At 37.4% G+C, this 20,635-nt stretch carries 23 protein-coding genes, 2 tRNA genes and 1 pseudogene; 13 read left to right on the plus strand and 13 right to left on the minus strand.

Going from position 1 to position 20,635, the window contains the following annotated elements; all coding sequences use genetic code 11:
• The first annotated feature begins 1 nt into the window (after position 1).
• From ACQWU4_RS10140 to ACQWU4_RS10170, 7 genes are all read left to right on the plus strand, one after another.
• Entirely contained in the window at positions 2-868 is an 867-nt protein-coding gene (locus ACQWU4_RS10140; RefSeq protein WP_429935648.1) for an NAD kinase, read from the plus strand.
• Positions 869-938: 70 nt separating this feature from the next.
• Positions 939-2,009: a class II fructose-bisphosphate aldolase gene (gene fbaA, locus ACQWU4_RS10145; RefSeq protein ID WP_429935649.1), complete on the plus strand. Its 1,071-nt coding sequence runs from the start codon at positions 939-941 to the stop codon at positions 2,007-2,009.
• 91 nt (positions 2,010-2,100) lie between these two features.
• On the plus strand, positions 2,101-2,955 hold the full coding sequence (gene accD, locus ACQWU4_RS10150) for an acetyl-CoA carboxylase, carboxyltransferase subunit beta (protein WP_429935650.1): 855 nt from the start codon (positions 2,101-2,103) through the stop codon (positions 2,953-2,955).
• A 54-nt stretch (positions 2,956-3,009) separates the two neighbouring features.
• Complete coding sequence (locus tag ACQWU4_RS10155) at positions 3,010-3,543, plus strand: DUF6973 domain-containing protein (protein WP_429935651.1); 534 nt, start codon at positions 3,010-3,012, stop codon at positions 3,541-3,543.
• Between the two features lie 178 nt (positions 3,544-3,721).
• Positions 3,722-5,125, plus strand: coding sequence for a nucleoside recognition domain-containing protein (locus tag ACQWU4_RS10160; RefSeq protein WP_429935652.1), 1,404 nt, complete (start codon positions 3,722-3,724; stop codon positions 5,123-5,125).
• A gap of 201 nt (positions 5,126-5,326) precedes the next feature.
• Positions 5,327-5,560: a four helix bundle protein gene (locus ACQWU4_RS10165; protein ID WP_429935653.1), complete on the plus strand. Its 234-nt coding sequence runs from the start codon at positions 5,327-5,329 to the stop codon at positions 5,558-5,560.
• A gap of 65 nt (positions 5,561-5,625) precedes the next feature.
• Positions 5,626-6,018, plus strand: coding sequence for a hypothetical protein (locus ACQWU4_RS10170; protein ID WP_429935654.1), 393 nt, complete (start codon positions 5,626-5,628; stop codon positions 6,016-6,018).
• 15 nt (positions 6,019-6,033) lie between these two features.
• Here ACQWU4_RS10170 and ACQWU4_RS10175 read toward each other — a convergent pair whose 3' ends face one another.
• The 4 genes from ACQWU4_RS10175 to ACQWU4_RS10190 form a co-directional block, all read right to left on the minus strand.
• Positions 6,034-6,921 carry a ferric siderophore ABC transporter substrate-binding protein gene (locus ACQWU4_RS10175; protein ID WP_429935655.1) on the minus strand — a complete coding sequence of 296 codons (888 nt, stop codon included), beginning with the start codon at positions 6,919-6,921 and terminating at the stop codon, positions 6,034-6,036.
• 34 nt (positions 6,922-6,955) lie between these two features.
• On the minus strand, positions 6,956-7,354 hold the full coding sequence (locus tag ACQWU4_RS10180) for an ExbD/TolR family protein (protein ID WP_429935656.1): 399 nt from the start codon (positions 7,352-7,354) through the stop codon (positions 6,956-6,958).
• Positions 7,355-7,363: 9 nt separating this feature from the next.
• On the minus strand, positions 7,364-8,068 hold the full coding sequence (locus tag ACQWU4_RS10185) for a MotA/TolQ/ExbB proton channel family protein (RefSeq protein ID WP_429935657.1): 705 nt from the start codon (positions 8,066-8,068) through the stop codon (positions 7,364-7,366).
• A 172-nt stretch (positions 8,069-8,240) separates the two neighbouring features.
• Positions 8,241-8,702 carry a hypothetical protein gene (locus tag ACQWU4_RS10190; protein WP_429935658.1) on the minus strand — a complete coding sequence of 154 codons (462 nt, stop codon included), beginning with the start codon at positions 8,700-8,702 and terminating at the stop codon, positions 8,241-8,243.
• A gap of 168 nt (positions 8,703-8,870) precedes the next feature.
• On the opposite strand from ACQWU4_RS10190, the gene ACQWU4_RS10195 reads away from it, so the two are divergent.
• The gene (locus ACQWU4_RS10195) at positions 8,871-10,667 is read left to right on the plus strand and encodes a DUF885 domain-containing protein (RefSeq protein ID WP_429935659.1); all 1,797 of its coding nucleotides are present in this window, start codon (positions 8,871-8,873) and stop codon (positions 10,665-10,667) included.
• A gap of 122 nt (positions 10,668-10,789) precedes the next feature.
• Positions 10,790-11,225: pseudogene (locus ACQWU4_RS10200) on the plus strand (DinB family protein).
• 76 nt (positions 11,226-11,301) lie between these two features.
• Here the strand turns inward: ACQWU4_RS10200 and ACQWU4_RS10205 are convergent.
• Positions 11,302-11,922 carry an endonuclease III domain-containing protein gene (locus ACQWU4_RS10205; protein WP_429935660.1) on the minus strand — a complete coding sequence of 207 codons (621 nt, stop codon included), beginning with the start codon at positions 11,920-11,922 and terminating at the stop codon, positions 11,302-11,304.
• A 33-nt stretch (positions 11,923-11,955) separates the two neighbouring features.
• Here ACQWU4_RS10205 and bcp point away from each other — a divergent pair, with 33 nt between their 5' ends.
• A complete protein-coding gene (gene bcp, locus ACQWU4_RS10210) occupies positions 11,956-12,405 on the plus strand; it encodes a thioredoxin-dependent thiol peroxidase (protein WP_429935661.1) in 450 nt (149 codons plus the stop codon).
• Between the two features lie 99 nt (positions 12,406-12,504).
• Here bcp and ACQWU4_RS10215 read toward each other — a convergent pair whose 3' ends face one another.
• The 5 genes from ACQWU4_RS10215 to ACQWU4_RS10235 are packed head-to-tail and all read right to left on the minus strand — an operon-like array spanning position 12,505 to position 16,704.
• Positions 12,505-13,038, minus strand: coding sequence for a GNAT family N-acetyltransferase (locus ACQWU4_RS10215; RefSeq protein ID WP_429935662.1), 534 nt, complete (start codon positions 13,036-13,038; stop codon positions 12,505-12,507).
• Positions 13,007-13,669 carry a hypothetical protein gene (locus tag ACQWU4_RS10220; protein ID WP_429935664.1) on the minus strand — a complete coding sequence of 221 codons (663 nt, stop codon included), beginning with the start codon at positions 13,667-13,669 and terminating at the stop codon, positions 13,007-13,009. Before ACQWU4_RS10220 ends, ACQWU4_RS10215 begins: the two co-directional genes overlap by 32 nt.
• Positions 13,670-13,701: 32 nt before the next feature.
• The gene (locus ACQWU4_RS10225; protein WP_429935666.1) at positions 13,702-14,784 is read right to left on the minus strand and encodes a mannose-1-phosphate guanylyltransferase; all 1,083 of its coding nucleotides are present in this window, start codon (positions 14,782-14,784) and stop codon (positions 13,702-13,704) included.
• Positions 14,778-15,377 carry a SprT-like domain-containing protein gene (locus ACQWU4_RS10230; protein WP_429935667.1) on the minus strand — a complete coding sequence of 200 codons (600 nt, stop codon included), beginning with the start codon at positions 15,375-15,377 and terminating at the stop codon, positions 14,778-14,780. The genes ACQWU4_RS10225 and ACQWU4_RS10230 overlap by 7 nt, the downstream gene beginning before the upstream one ends.
• 1 nt (position 15,378) lies before the next feature.
• Positions 15,379-16,704, minus strand: coding sequence for a TolC family protein (locus ACQWU4_RS10235; RefSeq protein WP_429935668.1), 1,326 nt, complete (start codon positions 16,702-16,704; stop codon positions 15,379-15,381).
• A 98-nt stretch (positions 16,705-16,802) separates the two neighbouring features.
• Here ACQWU4_RS10235 and ACQWU4_RS10240 point away from each other — a divergent pair, with 98 nt between their 5' ends.
• From ACQWU4_RS10240 to ACQWU4_RS10250, 3 genes are all read left to right on the plus strand, one after another.
• Positions 16,803-18,047, plus strand: coding sequence for a bifunctional folylpolyglutamate synthase/dihydrofolate synthase (locus ACQWU4_RS10240; RefSeq protein ID WP_429935669.1), 1,245 nt, complete (start codon positions 16,803-16,805; stop codon positions 18,045-18,047).
• Positions 18,048-18,089: 42 nt separating this feature from the next.
• Positions 18,090-18,164 (plus strand) — tRNA-Val (locus ACQWU4_RS10245).
• A gap of 33 nt (positions 18,165-18,197) precedes the next feature.
• Positions 18,198-18,272, plus strand: a tRNA-Val gene (locus ACQWU4_RS10250).
• 54 nt (positions 18,273-18,326) lie between these two features.
• Here ACQWU4_RS10250 and ACQWU4_RS10255 read toward each other — a convergent pair.
• The 3 genes from ACQWU4_RS10255 to ACQWU4_RS10265 are packed head-to-tail and all read right to left on the minus strand — an operon-like array spanning position 18,327 to position 20,613.
• Positions 18,327-19,220 carry a glycosyltransferase family 2 protein gene (locus ACQWU4_RS10255; RefSeq protein ID WP_429935670.1) on the minus strand — a complete coding sequence of 298 codons (894 nt, stop codon included), beginning with the start codon at positions 19,218-19,220 and terminating at the stop codon, positions 18,327-18,329.
• Positions 19,220-20,191, minus strand: coding sequence for a glycosyltransferase family 9 protein (locus tag ACQWU4_RS10260; protein ID WP_429935671.1), 972 nt, complete (start codon positions 20,189-20,191; stop codon positions 19,220-19,222). The genes ACQWU4_RS10255 and ACQWU4_RS10260 overlap by 1 nt, the downstream gene beginning before the upstream one ends.
• Positions 20,192-20,193: 2 nt before the next feature.
• Complete coding sequence (locus tag ACQWU4_RS10265; protein WP_429935672.1) at positions 20,194-20,613, minus strand: SufE family protein; 420 nt, start codon at positions 20,611-20,613, stop codon at positions 20,194-20,196.
• Positions 20,614-20,635 lie beyond the last annotated feature (22 nt).

Here is a 20,635-nt window from a genome sequence, read left to right on the forward strand (position 1 = left end):
CATGAAGGCAGCCGTATATTCTCAGAAAAAAGACCTCGATACTTTTTTATATTTAAGCAAGTTTATTTCAGAACTTGAAACCAGAGGCGTAAAATCTGTTCTGTATGATGAAATGGCTGAAGCGCTTCAGTTCTCAAAAATATTTGAAACATTCAACAACAAACAGGATCTTCTGGATAAAGAAGTAGACCTTTTCTTTACATTCGGTGGCGACGGGACGATTGTGAATTCATTGACCTTTATTGAAGACCTTGAAATCCCTATCGTTGGGGTGAATACCGGAAGATTAGGATTTCTGGCCAGTTTTACGAAAGAAGAAGCTTTTAAAGAGCTTGATGCCATCTTAAAAGGAGATGTAAAAACCAGCCGCCGCGCAGTTATTGAAGTTGTTTCTCCAAAATCCGGGGATTTTTTCCCTTATGCACTGAACGATGTTACCGTGTCAAGAAAGGAAACAACCTCTATGATTACGGTGGATTCATATATCAATGACGAATTTTTGAATGTATTCTGGGGTGACGGAGTTATTGTTTCCACACCTACGGGATCCACAGCCTATTCTTTAAGCTGCGGAGGACCAATTATTTCTCCGAACAACGAAAATTTTGTCATTACACCTATTGCCCCCCACAACCTGAATGTACGGCCTTTGGTTGTAAATGACAGGGTAGAAATAAAATTTAAAGTGGAAAGCAGGGTACCACAGTATTCTCTTTCTCTGGACTCAAGATTGGTTCATATAGAAACCGACAAAGAAATTATCATCAAAAAGGCAGATTTTCAAATTCTTCTGGTACAGCCAAACCATTTAAGTTTCTACGAAACGATCCGTCAGAAGCTGCTTTGGGGCAGGGACAAAAGAAATTAGTAATTCCTCAAAAATGATTACCTTTACAGGAATTTTAAAAACGCCTAATAATTTAAAATAAAAAGTAAACATGAGCAGAATTTTTCCGGCAGGAGTTGCCACAGGTCAATTAGTTACTGATATTTTTCAGTATGCCAAAGAAAACAAATTTGCACTGCCTGCAGTAAACGTAATTGGTTCAAGCAACGTAAATGCTGTAATGGAAACTGCAGCGAAGCTGAACTCTCCTGTAATTATCCAGTTTTCAAATGGCGGAGCTGCATTCAACGCAGGAAAAGGATTAAACAATGATGGTCAGAGAGCAGCGATTTTAGGATCTATTGCCGGAGCCAAACATATTCATACTCTTGCAGAAGCTTACGGAGCTACTGTAATTTTACATACAGACCACTGTGCAAAGAAATTATTGCCTTGGATCGACGGATTATTAGATGCAAGTGAAGAGCATTATAAGCAGACAGGAAAGTCTCTTTATTCTTCTCATATGCTGGATCTTTCCGAAGAGCCTTTAGAAGAAAACCTTGAGATTTCTGCTAAATATTTCGAAAGAATGGCTAAAATGCAGATGACTCTTGAAGTGGAGATCGGGGTTACAGGTGGTGAAGAAGATGGTGTAGACAATTCTGATGTAGACAACTCTAAATTATACACTCAGCCTGAAGATATCGCTTATACTTACGAAAAACTGAAAGCTATTTCCGATAACTTTACTATTGCTGCTGCATTTGGAAACGTACACGGAGTTTACAAGCCAGGAAATGTAGTTCTTACTCCAAAAATCCTTGACAACTCTCAGAAATATGTTCAGGAGAAATTCGGAACAGCTGCAAAGCCTGTTAATTTTGTATTCCACGGAGGTTCAGGATCTACTTTAGAGGAGATCAGAGAAGCCATCGACTACGGAGTTATCAAAATGAATATCGACACTGACCTTCAGTTCGCTTATACGGAAGGAGTTAGAGACTACATGGTTAACAATATTGATTATTTAAGAGCTCAAATCGGAAACCCTGAAGGAGAAGAGAAACCTAACAAGAAATTCTACGATCCAAGAGTTTGGGTAAGAAAAGGTGAAGAAACTTTCTCTACAAGACTGGTTAAAGCGTTTGAAGACTTAAATAACGTAAATACTTTAAAATAAGAACTTGTACATTTGTATTAATGTAAAAAGCTTTCGTAAAGGAGGCAGTTTACATTAATACATTTTACATTTATACCCTAATACAATCAAAATGGCATTCGACTGGTTTAAAAGAAAAGCAAAAAACATTACCACCTCTACTGATGAAAAAAAGGATGTTCCCAAAGGCCTGTGGCATCAGACACCATCTGGAAAAGTAGTGGAACATGATGAACTCAGAAGAAACAATTACGTTTCTCCTGAAGACGGATTTCATGTAAGAATAGGAAGTGCGGAATTTTTTGACATCCTTTTTGACGAAGGTAAGTTCACTGAACTGGATGCCAATGTTGAAAGTATTGATATCCTGAATTTCAAGGATACAAAACCTTATAAAGACCGTTTAAAAGAAGTAAAAGCTAAAACAAAACTTACAGACTCTATCAGAAACGCTGTTGGAACCGTAAAAGGAACTGAAATGGTGGTTTCCTGTATGGATTTCGCTTTTATCGGCGGATCTTTAGGCTCTGTAATGGGAGAAAAAATCAGAAGAGCTGTAGATTACTGTATCGCCAACAAACTTCCGTACATGATCATCTGTCAGTCCGGAGGAGCAAGAATGCAGGAAGCTACCTATTCACTGATGCAGCTTGCCAAAGTACAGGCTAAGCTTGCCCAGCTTTCAGAAGCAGGACTTTTATACATCGCTTATCTTTGTGACCCTACTTTTGGAGGAATTACAGCTTCTTTTGCTATGACAGCAGATATTATCATGGCTGAACCGGGAGCACTGATCGGTTTTGCAGGCCCGAGAGTAATCCGTGAAACCATCGGAAGAGATCTTCCGGAAGGGTTCCAGACCTCTGAATTCTTACAGGAAAAAGGATTTGTAGATTTCATCGTAAAAAGAACTGAAATTAAAGATACAGTAGCTAAAACAGTAAATTTATTGGCTGTAAACGCTTAGGATCTGTAACAAACACCATACAATCTCTCTCTAATTAGGGAGAGATTTTTATTTATGAGGACTTTTAAGATATTTTTTAATACTATCCGGAGTATGAGCCTGAAAAAGATCATCCGTCTTTTGTCGCTCCTTCTTCCCCATCCTCTTTTTGCATTATTAAGCTTTCATGCAACGGTACAGACATTTGCCATTGCTCAGAAAAAATTCCCGGAAACGGCCTCTAACAATGGTATCGGAAATGCCTTCAGGCATGCTTTGTGGTGCTGTTTCATCATGATGTACTGCTGCAAAGTGTCTTCACCTCAAAAAGCATTAAGCTTTTGTAAAAGGTTAACGGATATGCATGAAGAACTTTTCCCCAATGAGCCTTTGGAAACCAAAATGGATCTTCACAATAATAAAATCGGGATGGATTATTTCATGGAACTGCTTCCGGGAATCCACCGCCAGTTTTTTGAGAAAAGTTTTTTTATTGATAGTCTAATCAAAAAAATGGATGATGCAAAGGTTTTGAAAAGTCTGGATGATAATTTTGAAGGATATCTCGTTTATCTGGATGAAGAAAGATTTCCTCTTAAAAAACATTAAGAGCACTAAGTTTTTAATTTTGGTTAAAAAATCATTCTGATTTGATAAGAGTAGTCTTAAATGAGATTCATTCTTAATATTCTTATCTGCTTATTTCTCCTTAATGGTCCAAAAAAATAAAAAATTAGTCAGTTTTATATATAATTTATTATCTTTTCTAAAATTTTAATTCAATCGAATGGTCCTCAGCAGAATTTGGTCGGCTTTCATTATCATTGCCATTGCCATAGCCAGTATTAAATACATTTCATCAGACCACTATAAAACCATCTTTAATGATATGGTGGTAGGAAAAGGAGGTGATACGGTTCAGATCGCTTCACAGCCGATGAACACTCTCACTCCGATTGTCAGAGACAGTCTGATGAAAAAAAATGATTTTGCAGACAGCAGGATTCATTATAAAACAGATTCTTTAAAGCAAAATGTAAAGGTCTACAGAGTTCAGGAAGCAGACGGTGTAATCGGAACTTCCGAAACAGCAGTAAAGATTTGTATAGGCTTAATCGGCATTATGACCCTGTTTATGGGATTCATGAGTATTGCGGAGAAAGCTGGCGGAATCAATCTTTTAAGCCGCTTTATACAGCCTTTCTTCTCAAAACTATTTCCTGAAATTCCCAAAAACCATCCGGCTTTCGGACATATGCTGATGAATTTCAGTGCGAATCTTCTGGGGCTGGACAATGCCGCCACTCCGTTTGGATTGAAAGCAATGGAAAGTCTTCAGACGTTAAATCCCAATAAGGATACCGCAAGTAATTCACAAATCATGTTTCTCTGCCTTCATGCAGGCGGAATGACTCTTATACCGGTTTCTATCATTGCCATCAGGGCTTCAATGGGATCGAAAACCCCAACTGATATTTTTCTTCCGTGTATGATTGCCACATTTGCCGCAACACTGGCTGCAATGATCATCGTATCTCTTTATCAGAAGATCAATCTTCTTCGTCCGGTAGTGATTGCTTATGTAGGAGGAATTTCGGCTGTTATTGCTCTTCTGGTTGTTTATCTGGTTCAGTTAAGTAAAGATGAATTGGATACCTTCAGTAAAGTATTAAGTAACGGATTGATTCTCTTTATTTTCCTGGCAATTGTTCTTGGTGCCGTTTATAAAAAGATCAATGTTTTTGATGCTTTTATTGAAGGGGCAAAAGAAGGTTTCACAACCTGCGTTAAGATTATTCCTTATCTGGTTGGAATGTTAATAGCAATCTCCCTTTTAAGAACTTCGGGAGTTTTTGATGTTGTAATAGATGGAATGAAATGGGTTGCCAATACAGTTGGATTCGATCCAAGATTCGTGGATGGACTTCCGACTGCATTGATTAAACCTCTATCCGGATCCGGAGCAAGAGGAATGATGGTAGATACGATGACGACATTCGGAGCAGACAGTTTCCAGGGTAAACTTGCAGCCGTTCTTCAGGGAAGCTCAGATACGACATTCTATGTGATTGCAGTTTATTTTGGGGCCGTAGCCGTAAAGAATACGAGATACACGGTAATTGCTATGCTTCTGGCGGATTTAGTGGGAGTTATTGTTTCAATTGGATTAGCTTATCTTTTCTTCGCTTAATTTGTTGACAGTTGCTGGTTTTTTAGTTGCTGATATCAGTTTTAATGGGTTACTTTAAAAATAATGGATTATGAGCTATCAGAAACTTGACATCTATACTATAGCATTTGAGCTGTTTATTGAAACTCACCAACTCTCATTAAAACTCCCAAAATATGAGCTATATGAATTAGAAGCCAACTGAGAAGATCTGCCGATTCTGTGGCAACCAATATTGCTGAGGGTTATGGCAGGAAGAATTACAAAGGAGATTTCCTCAGATTTCTGATTTATTCTCAGGCAAGCTGTGATGAAACTGTGAGCCACTTATCCAAAATAATAAGACTTTATCCTGATATAAGTCCAGATTTAAAAGAAAAAATAGAACAATACCAACTTTTAGGAGGAAAAATAAATAATTTTATAAAATATGTCCAATTAAGCTGGCGTACATAATTATTTAACTAGTAACTAACTACAGAATAATCAATAACTAGCAACCAGCAATAAATAATTTAGCAATGATCACAGATAAAGAATTCACATTAAGACTAATACGCCAGTTAACTCAAGCATTGGAAAAACTGATTTTAGACAAACCTGAAGAAAGTTTAATGCAGAAAGAACTGGATTTTGACTCTTTAATGAAAGACATTTTCAAGATAGATTTTACAGCAATTTCTTCAAAAACGAAAGAAGAGATCATTGCCATTGTCAACGAAAGACAGGAAAGAGATCACAAGGATTATTATGAAATGCTGGGGAATCTTTTCTATTTTAAAGGCAAACAGGAAAGTAATAAAGACTTTTTAGATAAATCAAAAACATTCTATGAGCTCTATCTACAGACCAGCGGAATTTTTGCACTTCCTGTTATCAACAGAATCAACGAAATAAAAAAAGCACTTGAATAAAGTGCTTTTGTATTTTTAGAATGTTATTTTATATGTTCCTGTGGAAGATGTGCTTGCTTTCTCAGCCTTGACATACTTTTTGACCCAGGCGACTGATGTAGAAGCTACACAGGGATCTGAAACCCCTCCTGACCTTCTTGCAGAAACTACATTACCGGCCTTATCTACTGTGTAGGCAATAGTAATAGATCCGCCTGCTGTACAGCTGTGAGATGGCTGTGATCCTCCTCTTCCCATTGTTCCGGGAATATATCCTACCAGCTTTCTGTCAATCCCCACTTTGCTGTCGCCGTTTCCATCTCCGCCTAAAGGATCTCCTGCATTTCCGATTCCCTCTCCTGTACCTTGACTTCCTGCTTTTGTTCCTCTACCTCTGATCAGGTTTCCAATGGCTGCATTTCCTTTTCCGTCTCCGTTTCCTGTTTTAGCATTAGCAGTTGTTGCTCCAGCTTTTTTGGTACTCTTTGAAGCACTTGAACTTGTTGACGTTTTTTTATCCGTCTTTTTTGATTCTTCTTTTTTCGGAACGCTTATTTTTGAATTGTTTCCTGTAATTACTTTTTCCTTTACCTCCGTTTTTTTCGGTTCGGGTGCCGGTTCAGGCTTTATTACTGTCTTTGTTTCCGGAACTGGTGTTTCAGCGGGCTCAGGAGTTACTTCTTCTGTTGCAGCAGCTAAACTACCCGGCTGGTCAGCAGGTTCTTCAATTCCTTTTCCATTCCGGTTGTCGCCGAAATTCACAAGCATTGTTGTTATCACTTCATCCTTCTGCTTATCCAGCTCCGGTTTCAGTTTGTATAGAAAAACAAAAAGTAAAATTGCAGACCAGATAAGAATAGAAAGTATGGCACTTTTTATCCTGTCTTTATTCTGCTCATTTTTGTTTACAGTGTAGCTTTTCATTTTTTAAATGATTCTTTCCGGCATTCCGGATACATTATTTATCTTTTACCGTTGCAATAGCAATATTAAACTTATTCTTTTCAGCAATTTCCATTACAAAAACAACATCTTTATGCATAGTATTTTCATCTGCACGGATGGTAAAGGACTTATTAGTCTGATTAGTTAGTTTACTGACAATCAACTGCTCTAACTGATCTTTCGTTACAGGATTGTCATCTACAAAATAAGATCCGTCCGGTTTGATACTTACCGTTAAAGGATTGGGAATATTATCTTCTACCGCTCCTGCTTTTGGCAACTTTACATCAATTGCACTCTGATTGGCTGCTGATGAAGTTATCATAAAGAATATCAGCATCAGCAAGATAACATCTGTCATTGCCGCTAAACTGAATTCAGGATTCGCTTTATTTCTTCTCTGAATTTTCATAAGAAAGATTTATAAAGGTTTGTTGATAAGGTCTAAAAATTCTCCTGACATATTCTGTGCCTTCAGGACAAACTTATCAATTCTGGTTAAAAGGATATTATAGAAAAAGTTAGCAGGAATTGCTACAGCCAGACCTACCGCCGTCTGTCCCAATGCTGTATAAATACCTTCAGAAAGTGTTTTAGGCGAGAAAGATCCTGTTGCATGGGAAAGATTGAAGAAGGCGATGATCATCCCGATAACCGTTCCTAAAAGTCCCAGCATTGGCGCAATACTCGGTACAACAGCTAAAAGGTTAAGGTTCTTTTCCATATTCGCTACTTCTACCTGCGCCTGAGATTCCATAGCACTTACAATATCCGAAACAGGGCGTCCCAGTCTTGAAATTCCTTTTTCCAGAATTCTTCCTTCCGGAGAGTTTTGTCTTTTGCAGTAATCTGCTGCAGATTCTATCTTTCCTTCTTTGATAAAATCTTCAATATTCTCCATGAAATTGGCATCTGTCTTTGAAGTCAGCCTTTTAATAAAGAAAAAACGTTCAAAGAACAGATATAATGAAAAAACACCCAAAGCCAAAACGGTAACCATCACTATTTTAGCGAAAGCCCCTCCGTGGAACATGATCTTCCAAAATGAAAATTCTAATTCGTCTGTTGCCACTGCAGGTGCAGTAATTTGTGCAAATAAAATCTGAGTAAGTTCCGTTAACAGCATTAATGTGAATTTTTATAAAAATTTAACGACAAATGTAGTGGAATATTATGAATTGATCTCTTAAAAATTGCTTAAAAACAACTTAAAGTTTGTTATGATTCAGAAACAGCAAATATCTTTCCAAAAGAGATTTTGAAAAGATATTTACTATAAAAATATGATGAGAAAACGGTTAGTCTTCGTCTATATCAATATCGTCCTGCTTAAATTCGCATTTTAAACGGAATGGGATCGGAGTATCTGATCCTGTATAGAAATCGTCGATGGTACCTTTCCAGATCACCTGAAGTTCACCTTCTTCATTTTTCTCAAACAAGAGCTCATTATCATAGATAAAGGCTTCTTCATCATCGAATAAATCCACTTCCGTGTAGGTTTCTTCATCAGAATCATTAATTCTGATTGCTTTTCCCTCAATCTCCGTCGATTCGATAGGAAAATCAAAGATTTCAAGTGAAAGCTGCGGAAAGTTGTACTGTAATGAATCATCATCTACATGATCCAAACTGTCATCCGTTATAATTTCAACCTCTAAAAAATGTTGCTGGTTGCTGTAGACTGCTTTACAATAAGTGTTTCTAATATTGTATTTTAGAGTCTCCTCCGGATGGTAAATTTTTAAAATCCCTTTCATTATTTCTTAAAAAAGAGCTGTAATAATATGATTGTTAAATGTTTTCAACAAAGATAAAAAATTGATTCAAAGTTGAAAATATTTTGAAAATTATTTTTTTAAATCATTATGATTGATTATTCTGTATATGCCAATAATACTTACTTTTGCTACATAAAGATTTTGAAAATGAAAAACATTTTATCAAAAGGTATTTTAGGACTGGGACTGGTAATCAGTCTTGCATCCTGCAAAAAAAATGATTCTCCGCTCACGAAGGTAACCCCTACGAATATGGATTCTATTGCATCCAATTATTATGAGCAGTATCTTAAATTATACCCTTTAGATGCTACTTCTCAGGGAGATACAAGATATAATGACCAGCTTCCTATCAATATTGACAGGGACTTTATTTCGGGAGAAGTTGCTTTTTACAATTCTGTTCAGAAACAGCTGGAAAGTGTTGATTATAAAGGTCTTTCTGACGAAGAAAAGGTGGTTTATGATGTTTTGGATTATACTTTAAAAGATAAAATTGAAGCATATGCCTATCACCCCGAATATATCCCATTTACCCAGTTTGGAGGTCTTCCGCTGAGTTTTCCACTATATGGAAGCGGTGAGGGAAGCCAGCCTTTCAAAACTGAAAAGGACTACAGCGACTGGCTGAAAAGAATGGAAAAGTTCCCGGACTGGATGAATGCCGCGACAGACAATTTCCGTGAGGGAATCAACAATAAATTTGTACTTCCTAAAAAACTGGTTATGAAAATGATCCCTCAGATGAGAGCTGAAGAGATCACCACAACCGACATGGAAAAAAATATTTTCTACGGACCTGTTAAAAAATTCCCGAAAGACTTTACAAAAGCTCAAAAAGATAAATTTTCTGCTCTTTATGCAGAAGCAATTACCAAAAAGATTATTCCTGCTTATACTAAAATGGGAACATTTTTAGAGAAAGAATATCTTCCGAAAGCCAGAGATACGGATGGGTACAACAGCCTTCCGAACGGAAATGAGATTTACAAGTATTATGCTAAAAGCTGGACAACAACAAAGAAAACACCTGAAGAGATCAATAAAATCGGATTGCAGCAGGTAGCCATGCTTCGTGCAGAAATGGAAAAAGTAAAGCAGCAGGTAGGTTTCACAGGAACATTGGAGGAGTTTATCAACTTCGTGAAAACTGATCCTAAAGCAATGCCGTACAAAACATCCAAAGAGGTCCTGAATGGATTCAATGGTATTTTGGCAAAGATTACTCCCAAATTAAAGACCATGTTCAATGTAACTCCGAAAACGAAGTTTGAGATCAGGCAAACGGAAAAATTCAGAGAGGCAAGTGCCAGTGCAGAATATATTCAGGGAACTCCGGATGGAAAAAGGCCGGGGATATTTTACATCCCTCTTCCCGATCCTTCCAAATTCAATGTAACTTCAGGAATGGAATCACTTTTCCTTCATGAAGCTATTCCGGGACATCATTATCAGGTTTCTCTTCAGCAGGAAAACACCAAGCTTCCTAAATTTATGAGATTCGGATGGTTCGGCGCTTATGGTGAAGGATGGGCACATTATTGTGAGACATTAGGTCCCGAATTCGGATTGTATACAGATCCTTACCAAAAGATGGGCTATCTGAGTGATCAGATGCTGAGAGCCGTAAGACTGGTAGTTGATACGGGAATTCATACCGGAACGATGAGCAGAGAAGAAGCCATCAAATATTTCCTGAACAATATATCTTATGACGAAGCGGGCGCTACTGCAGAAGTGGAAAGATATATGGCGATGCCGGGACAGGCTTTGGGCTATAAGATTGGCTCTCTCCGTATCCGTGAGCTCAGAGAAAAATATCAGAAGGAACTTGGCAACAAATTTAATCTGGCAAGCTTCCATGATGAAGTTTTAAGCCAGGGATGTCTTCCTCTTGACGTTCTGAACAGAAAAATGGAGCTTTGGGCGAAGAAGCAAAAATAGATTACAAAAACAGATAATATTAAAGATGGGATGATTAATTTTATTCCGTCTTTTTTATTTTTGAGAAAAATTTTATGAAAAGCCGATTCAATAAATATAAATTTTAACCAAGTTCAATTGATATGATTATAGAAAGCCTTAAGTCTCTATACAACAGAGATTTAAATAAATTAAAACAAGAAATAGAGTCCTATCAGAATGAAAAAGCACTCTGGAAAACTGATAAAAGCATCTCCAATTCTGCAGGAAACCTCTGTCTGCACCTGATCGGAAACCTCAACCATTTTATTGGCAAAGAGCTTGGAAATACCGGCTATATCAGAAACAGGGAATTAGAAAGATGTTCCTCAGGCAGAGCTTATTGAAAAAGTGTCAGCAACCGCAGCCATGGTTGATCATACCCTAAATCAATTGGCTCTGGAAGATTTAGAGAAAGAATACCCTCTTGTGGTTTTTGAAGATAAAATGACAACAGGATATTTTCTTATTCATCTGATTACCCATCTTGATTATCATCTGGGACAGATTAATTATCACAGAAGGCTGTTAGATTTTTAATGCTTTAACTACCCCGCCTTTTTGCTATGCAAATCCACCCCTTCAAGAGAGGGGAATTAATGGTGCAATTGAGTTTTTATTTTTCAAACAACATTTTTGTAATGAAATCTTTCTCTCCTTTTCCTCTGGCCGGAGAATATTCCCTGCCGTAATAAATGATCTGAAGGTGAAGTTTATTCCATACCTCTTCTTTCCAAAGGCTCTTAGCATCTTTTTCTGTTTCTACCACATTTTTTCCTGAAGTAAGCTTCCACTGCGTCATCAGTCTGTGAATGTGCGTATCAACAGGAAAAGCGGGAAAACCGAAGCCCTGACTCATCACTACGGAAGCGGTTTTATGTCCTACTCCCGGAAGCGCTTCCAGTTCTTCATAAGTCTGGGGAACGATACCGTTATGTCTTTCCAGTAAAAGTTCAGCCATTCTTTTAAGGTTTTTTGCTTTTGTATTGGATAATCCGATTTCTTTGATCAGTTCTTTGATTTCATATTCCTCCAGTCTGGCCATTCTCTGCGGAGTACCCGCCACTGCAAAAAGATCAGGGGTTACCTGGTTCACCTTTTTATCCGTTGTCTGTGCAGAAAGTGCTACAGCAACCATCAGGGTATAAGGATCTGTATGATCTAAAGGAATAGGTGTTGCAGGATATAATTTTTCCAATTCTGTCTGAACGAGTTCCGCCCTTTGCTTTTTTGTCATGTAACCATTAAATTTGAACAAAATTAATTCATTATGCTGAAAGTTGGAGATAAATTACCCGAATTTGAAGGAACAAATCAGGATGGGAAACCAATAACCTCATCAAAACTGACCGGAAAGAAATTAGTCGTTTTCTTTTATCCTCAAGCCAATACTCCCACATGTACGGTGGAAGCGTGTAACCTGAGCGATAATTATTCAAAGCTTAAAAAAGCGGGATTCCAACTTCTGGGAGTGAGTGGAGACACTATTAAAAAGCAGAAAAACTTCCACAGCAAATTTGCTTTTCCCTATGATCTTATTGCTGACGAGAACCATGATGTGATTGAAAAGTTTGGAGTTTGGCAGGAAAAGAAAACATTCGGGAAAACCTATATGGGAATTGTAAGAACAACTTTTATTTTTGATGAAAACGGAATCTGTATCAGAGTAATAGAGAAAGTAACTTCAAAAACTGCAGCGGAGCAGATCCTCGAAGGATAATTTAAAGCTTAACGGCTAAAAATCAAACCATTAAATCCTCTTTTAACAGGCTTAATGGTTTGATTTTTTATTTTAATTAAATAATGTAAAAATTCAGAATTATTCTGTTTCAAAATACATCAGCTCTTCATCATCATTAGGAAGCGTAACGTAATTTTTGAATTCTAGCCCTAACCTCTCAATCAGCTTCTGGGAAGAGAAATTATCTTTAGAAGTAATGGCAGATAACTTCTTTAAACCGAACTCATCCATACCGATAGATTTTACCTTCTCTGCTGCTTCATAAGCATATCCTTTGCCTTCAAATTCTTCCAACAGGGAAAACCCTATATCCACAACATCCAGGCCTTCTCTTTCAAAAATGCCTACTCCGCCTATTTTCTCTTTTTTATCTTTGGTTACAATCAGATAATTTCCGAAACCTAATTTTTCAAACTGCGGAAGAAACCTGTTCTTGATATAATCTTCTGCATCATCAACAGTTTTAATGTGGCGGTCTCCAATGTATTTAATAAACTTAGGTCTGTTGTAAAGTTCAAAAATAAAGTCCCTGTCATCCACAGACATAGGCCGGATGATCAGTCTTTCCGTTTCATAAACATTATTTTCGTTTGGTTGATTTTTTAGGCTCATCTTTTGGTTCTTCTTTTTTCTGGATTTTTAAAAGCCTTGGGTTATTGGCACATTTCTTATTGTAAAGCTCAATATAGGTTCCGTTATCTTTTACCTTGGAAACAGCTCCGGAAGCTTTGCTTACAGTAACTGTGTAGTGGGTTTTCTGGTAAGGGCATTCCTGTGAGGTAAGTTTACCTATATCCAGATAATAATTGGCTGTATCTTCATAATAGTTACCTGCAACATCTTTAAACTCTTCATCTACCATATATCCTTCGGTCGTCAGGACAATAGCAGCCTCTTCAGCATTGTCGATTTTCCCGACGAATTTTTTCAGTCCTTCAAGATCCGTAACATAATTTACTTTTCCACCTGCAGCATAGGCGATATAATAAAAGCTGTCTTCCTCAGGGAATAAATCAAATCCGGAGGATTGCGGGATATAATCCGTTTTTCCATCAGCAATCTTAATCTCCTGATTTTTTCCGTAGCTGTTATACACCAGTACCCAGGAATCTACCTTATCATCGGGGATAATTTTCTGTAAAATATTCGGGATACCGGAAAAGTTTTTCTTGCTCTGGGAATATCCTAAGACTCCCAAAAGCAAAAATACAAGGGCTGTTGCTCGTGTTGCAGTTTTTGTCATAATTCAAAAAAATCAGTAGAAATATACCAATATTACATGAATTTATCTCCTTTTTTTAAACTTTTCAGATCAAGAACATAGTCTTTGATCAGCTGATCATTGTTTCTTGGGCAAATCAGAAGTGCTTTATCCGTATCTACAACAATAAAATTTTCAAGACCGTCAATAATCACAGCTTTGTTGTTATTTTTAAGTCGGATAATATTTCCTTTGGAATTGTAGTTCAGAAAATGTTTCAGTTTTACAGCATTTTCATTCTCATCTTTCTCTGTATTCTCATATACCGAAGTCCATGTTCCTAAATCACTCCATCCAAGATCCGAAGGAATCACATAAACATTCTTTGCTTTTTCCAGGATTCCATTATCGATAGAAATTTTCTGAACTTTTGGATAAATGGTTTCAATGCAGCTGTTTTCTTTCGCGGAATTATATTCACATGCCATAAAATGCTGCATCATTTCAGGCAGATACATTTCAAATGCATGATGAATACTTTTCACATTCCAGATAAAAATTCCGGCATTCCACAGAAAATCCCCGCTTTCTAAAAAGCTTTGGGCAATTTCTAAAATAGGTTTTTCCGTAAAGGTTTTTACTTTAAAATAATCTGAACCTTTCTTTTCAACAAACTGAATGTATCCATAACCCGTATCAGGTCTTGTAGGTGTTATTCCAAGAGTTACCAGATATTCATGTTTTGCTGCCAAATCAAAGGCAAGCTCTACTTTTTCCAGAAATATTTCTTCTTTTAAAATCAGGTGATCTGCCGGAAGAACAATCATTGTAGCATCCGGATTAATTTCAGCAATCTTATTGGCCATGTACAGGTTGCAGGCCGCTGTGTTTTTCATCAGAGGTTCTCCCACAATATTCTCTTCAGGAACTTCCGGAAGCTGCTGATGGGAAAGCGCAACGTATTCTTTATTCGTAATCACGAATATCTGTTCTTTAGGAATGATACGGCTGATTCTGTCATAAGTCTGCTGAATCATGGTGCGTCCTGTTCCTAAAATATCCTGAAACTGTTTTGGAAATTTCTGTGTACTCATAGGCCAGAACCGGCTTCCGATTCCTCCCGCCATGATGACACAGTATCTATCTGATTTTAACATTCTTGCCTACATTTTTCAACCCTAGCCAGAGGCTTGAAAGAATACTTCCTTCCTGTAGCCAGATTCTTACAAAGATAGTTTTTTTTAATCAGACCTTCTAATAAATACTTTTCGTTCCGGTATATAAAAAATTCTCCTTTCTGAAGCTCTTCAATGAAATGCAGTCTATCATCTTGTTTCTCTGTGTGAAAATATCTTACAAGGTCCGGGCTGGCCATAAAATTGGCTTTTGGAGATTTTGAAAATCTAATGATGATAGGCCTTAGGTCCTCGTCATATACCTCAAGACTTTCAAGAAGCATATTTCTGAATGTTTCTTTCCATTCGCTGCCATGTGGTGAGATTCTTCGTCCGTATTTTTCAAAAGCAATAAGATGAGCCAGCTCATGGGTAAGTACAAAGAAAAAAAGTGGTGGGGTCAATGTTGAATTGACCGTTATTTCATGGGAATTATCCGGAAGTTTTCTGTAATCTCCCAGCTTAGAATTTCTTCCGCGGGTAACTTTTATATGAATAAAATGATCCGCAAACCAAATCCTTAGGTATTTATGAGTATTTTGAGGTAAGTATTTTTCTAATGACTGAATAGACATTTTACAAAGTTAATGGAATTCCTGAATAGAAATTCAGCAGTTTAAGGCTGAAAAGATAGTTGTATTTTGCCTGTGCAACTGATCCCTGTGCATTTGCATAATTATTTCTGGCCACATTCACATCATAAATTGTAGATCTTCCTGCTGCATAGCTCTTGTCTGCAAATTCCAAAGCCAGTTTGGTACTTTTTTCAGTTTCCACAGCGGAAAGGAATGTTTCATAATTGGCATCTGCATCAAACTGGGCTTTCTGTACATTCTGTCTTACCGCATTTTTCTGCTGTTCCAATGTATTTTTAGCAACACTTTGATTAATTTTAGACTGCTCTACCTGTAATCTTGTAATCCCTTTATTGAAAATAGGTACATTCAGGGAAAGTCCTACATTCTGACCGAAATTATCCTTATACTGCTGGAAAAAACTTGGCTGGCTGGAATTAACTCCATTATTATTCAGAAGATTGTTATAGAAAGAAGAAAGTCCTGCATTCGCTGTTAGTGTTGGCCAGAATCCGGTCTTGGTAACTTCCGTCTGAGCTTCTGCAGAACGGATTCTGCTTTCTGCCGCCTTTATCTGTGGCTGGTTTTCATAAGCAGTGGTAAGAACGTCATCTACAGATTTTAACTGGGAAGGCAATGTATCAGATACATTCACATCTTCAACATCAAAACCTTTATAATCAGGAAGCTGTAAAAGCTGAACAATGGCAAACAAAGCTCTTCCCACATTTATTTCTGCGGTTTTCAGATTTTGTTTTTCTCTTGCAAGCGCCGCCTCAGATTCAGCAAGAACAGTCTGTGCTGTAGTTCCCACCTGGGTTGTTATTTTTGCCCTGTCATATTGCTTTTGTGCATTTTCCACAGCACTCTGGGAGATCTTAACAATTTCTTTATTCAGGAGAACTGTAAGATATTGCTGTGCAATCTGCAGGGAAATATCATTCTTAATAGTTTCTATATCGTATTGGCTGGCTTCAACATCAAACTGGATCTTTCTGATGTTTTTTTCCAGTCTCCCATTGTTGTAAACCAGGACATCCGCTCCAATACCCGCATTATTACTGAACCTGTCATTTCTGATACTTCCCGTACCCAGAGAAGCCTGTCCGAAACTTACATTATTTCCCATATTGGCAGATACGGATGGCAGGTATTCTTTTTTAGCCATTTTAAGGTTGGAATCCTGGATCTGTTTAGAATATTGATTTTGGATAACCTGAAGATTATGCTCTACAGCATAGTCTACACATTCTCTTAAGGACCATTTCTTCTGAGCGCTTAGTCCCAGGCAACTTAATCCAAAAACGATAATCCAAACTTTTTTCATATTAATAATTTACAATATTAGACGAGCCAAATATAAAAAAGTTACAGTTTAAAAAAATTATTGTTTCATTTTAATAAAACTTTTGAGAATTTTGTAACATGACAACCGAACAATATCAGGAATCTGTAGACTGGCTTTTCGTACAGGCTCCTAATTATCAGATCGACGGCCTTAAAGCCTATAAACCGGGATTAGGCAATATTACAAAGCTTTGTGCCTTCTTTGCGAATCCACAGGAAAAGATACAATGCATCCACATCGGAGGCACAAATGGTAAAGGTTCTTCAAGCAATATGCTGGCTTCGGTTCTGCAGGAGGCGGGATATAAGGTTGGACTGTATAATTCCCCGCATCTTATTGATTTCACGGAGCGTATTAAAGTAAACGGTAAAAACTGTGACAAAGAATTTGTCTATAATTTTATTCAGAAGCTAAAAACCCTGCCTGAGGACATTCTCCCTTCTTTTTTTGAATTTACAACCATCATGGCTTTTGAATATTTTTACCAGCAGAAAGTAGATTTTGCCATTATTGAAGTGGGGCTTGGCGGAAGGCTGGATTCAACGAATATCATTAAACCTCTGGTTGCCGCCATTACCAATGTACAGCTGGATCATCAGAATATTTTAGGAAATACGATTGAACTGATTGCTGCCGAAAAGGCTGGTATCATTAAAAAAGGTATTCCAATCATTTCAGGAGACGAAAATGAAGCTGTAAAAGATATCATCAGACAAAAAGCCGAAAATGAAAATGCTCTGTTTATTGATGCCACCACAATTAAATCTGACCTTATTTCAGATCTCAAAGGAAATTATCAAAAGAAAAATATCCGTGTTGTTCTGGCATTGATTGACGAATTAAAAAAACTAAATACTGATATTTCTGAGGAAAATATTCAAAACGGATTGCTTCACGTACATCAAAATACGGGCTTTATCGGACGCTGGTTTGAATTTTCAAAAGACCCTCTTACAATCTGTGACACCGGGCACAACCAGGCAGGGCTGGAATATGTATTTTCCCAGCTGAATTCTATCAGCAAACACAAACATGTCATTTTGGGGTTTGTGAATGATAAAAAAATAGATGAAGTAATGACACTTCTTCCTGAAAATTCAGAGTATTATTTTGCCAAACCAGCCATCAACAGGGGAAGACATCCTGAAGACTATGAAAATCTTTTACAGAAAGCACAAATTTCCTATAAAATTTTCAATTCTGTACAGGAAGCGTATCTTTCTGCAAAAGAGCGATGTACAAAGGAAGAAATGATTTTTATCGGCGGAAGTAATTTTGTTGTGGGAGAATTTTTAGAAAAAAATTTGGAGATTTCCGAATAAGTCGTATATTTGCACCACTCTAAACGAGGATACAAGTATAGAGGGTTCTTAGCTCAGTTGGTTCAGAGCATCTGGTTTACACCCAGAGGGTCGGGGGTTCGAATCCCTCAGGACCCACAGAAAAGGAAACGAAACCTTTCAAAAAAATTCGGGTTCTTAGCTCAGTTGGTTCAGAGCATCTGGTTTACACCCAGAGGGTCGGGGGTTCGAATCCCTCAGGACCCACAAAAAATCTCTCAGATTTCTGAGAGATTTTTTTTATTTGATGTAAAAGAAATATTACTTCATCTTTTTTATCAGAAGCCCCAGTTTATATAAATCAAGATATCTTAGATTCACTCTCCCCTTTGATAATTTCTTCTTTAATACTTTCAAAGTGAAATCACCCAGAATAAGCTCAAATAAAGGCTTAAAAGGAAGCCCGCTGTACAGCTTTACCAATTTTACTTCTGATAATTTTTCAGCGAGATTTTTATCCTTCAGCATGGTCGCCAGACTTTCCACAGACTCCCCTACTTTATCAAGATAAACGGCGTTACTTTCCAGGTCATTGTTAACAATAGAATTGCTGATATGATCAATTTTTATTTGTGCTGATTTCATATCCATCGCAAAAAGAAGGTCTTCATACCCATATTTTTGAAATGCCGGGTTGAAGTCCACTTTTTCAAAAACATTTTTTTTAATGACAAAATTATTGGTCTGAAAACTTAAGTAAGGTTTATTCAAACGGAACTCAAGCGGAAGGTTTTCCCGCTCAACAGAAAACTTCCATCTTAAATAATGGTCATCGTCCGGTGCAGACACTGAAACAGTTCTTCCTCCATAAATAACATCAGTATCCGGATGTTTCTGAATGAAATCCGTATAATTTTTTAAGAAATCGGCTTCAGTAATTTTCCCGTCACAATCCAGAAAAAGCAGGTATTTTCCGGATGCATAATTTTGAAAGAGGTTCCTGATTCGGGACCTTCCGATATTTTTTTCAAGGCAAATGAAGTTTTCAACCTCCGTTTGAAGGATTTGATGAATATTTTTAAAGCCTTCATCCGAAGCGTCATCAATCAGAATGATCTCGGCATCTACTCCGTTAACGCTGATCTCCCTTTTTAAATCGAAAACAAGTCCGCGGACATCAAAGTTATAGACCGGAATACATACAGACAGCAACATTATGACTGAATTTTTTCAACAATCTTCTGAACATTCAGCTCTTCCAGACAAGCCCAATCACCGCGGTAACACTCTTTATCTCCAAAAACAGAGCAGGGCCTGCAGGTAAGATCCTTCACCTGAACCACATCATTTTCACTCTGCCCGAAGCCCAAAAATCCGGCATAAGGATGAGTTGCTCCCCAAACGGAAATGCATCTTGTTCCCATAAGGCTCGCAAGGTGCATATTGGCGGAATCCATAGAGATCATAAGTTCCAGTTCCGAGATTTTCTGAAGTTCTTGTGAAAGATTTAATTTTCCGGAAAGGCTTTTCGTATTTGGAATTTCACTTTCCCATTTTTCAAGGGTTTCTGTTTCTTTTTTCCCGCCTCCAAAAAAATATATAGTATGTTTCTGGGCCAGAATTTTAGCCAGCTCATAAGACTTTTCCAAAGGAAGCATCTTTCCTTTATGCTGTGCAAAAGGAGCAAGTCCGATCCCTGATTTTTGTCCGGGCATCGGTCGAAGTTTATGAGAAAGCTCTACTTTAAAGCCCATAACACGGAAAACATCTGCATAACGTTCAACGGTCTTTTTCAACTGAACTTTATTCAGATTCCACACATCAGTAAGTTCCTCCTTTTCCTCTTTTCCTTTGTTTATTTTAAAAACCTTAAATCCTTTTCTTCTGAAAATTCTATCAAGAATTTTGGTTCTTATCACATCATGAAGATTAGCTATAAAATCAGGATTAAATTCTTTGGCCAGTTCATTAGCCAGCCTCCTGAGTCCAAAGACACCTTTATACTCATCAAGGTTAACACCTTTAAATATAACATTCGGAATATCAGCAAATAAGCTTTCAAAATTTTTTCTGGAAACCATAATAATTTCCACATCAGGATTCTGCTCCAGAAATTCTCTGAAGACAGGCGCTGTCATGGCAACATCACCGAAAGCAGAAAAACGATATGCTAGAATTCTGGTCACGGCTACGATTTTAGCTGGTAGGCAACTGCGTAAAATTTAATCTGCTTTGTCATCGCCATTAATCCGTTTGCTCTGGAAGGCGAAAGGAATTCCTGCAGTCCGATCTCTGAAATGAATTCAAAATCAGAATCTAAAATTTCCTGGGTAGAATGCCCGCTGTAAATGCTTACCAAAAGAGAAACAATACCTTTCGGAAGAATTCCGTCCGAGTCAGCATCAAAAAAAAGCTTACCATCTTTGAATTCAGCATCGATCCACACCTTGCTCTGGCAGCCTTTGATTAAATTATCATCCGTTTTACGGTTTTCAGGAAGTCCTTTCAGCTCCTTCCCAAGGTCAATAATGTATTCATATTTCTGCTCCCAGTCATCAAGAAATGCAAACTCGTCAATTATTTCTTGCTGTTTTTCTTTAATGGTCATTTTTTTAACAAATTTTTAATGC

Origin of the sequence: Chryseobacterium sp. MIQD13 (assembly GCF_050496705.1) — a bacterium.
GTDB lineage: Bacteria > Bacteroidota > Bacteroidia > Flavobacteriales > Weeksellaceae > Chryseobacterium.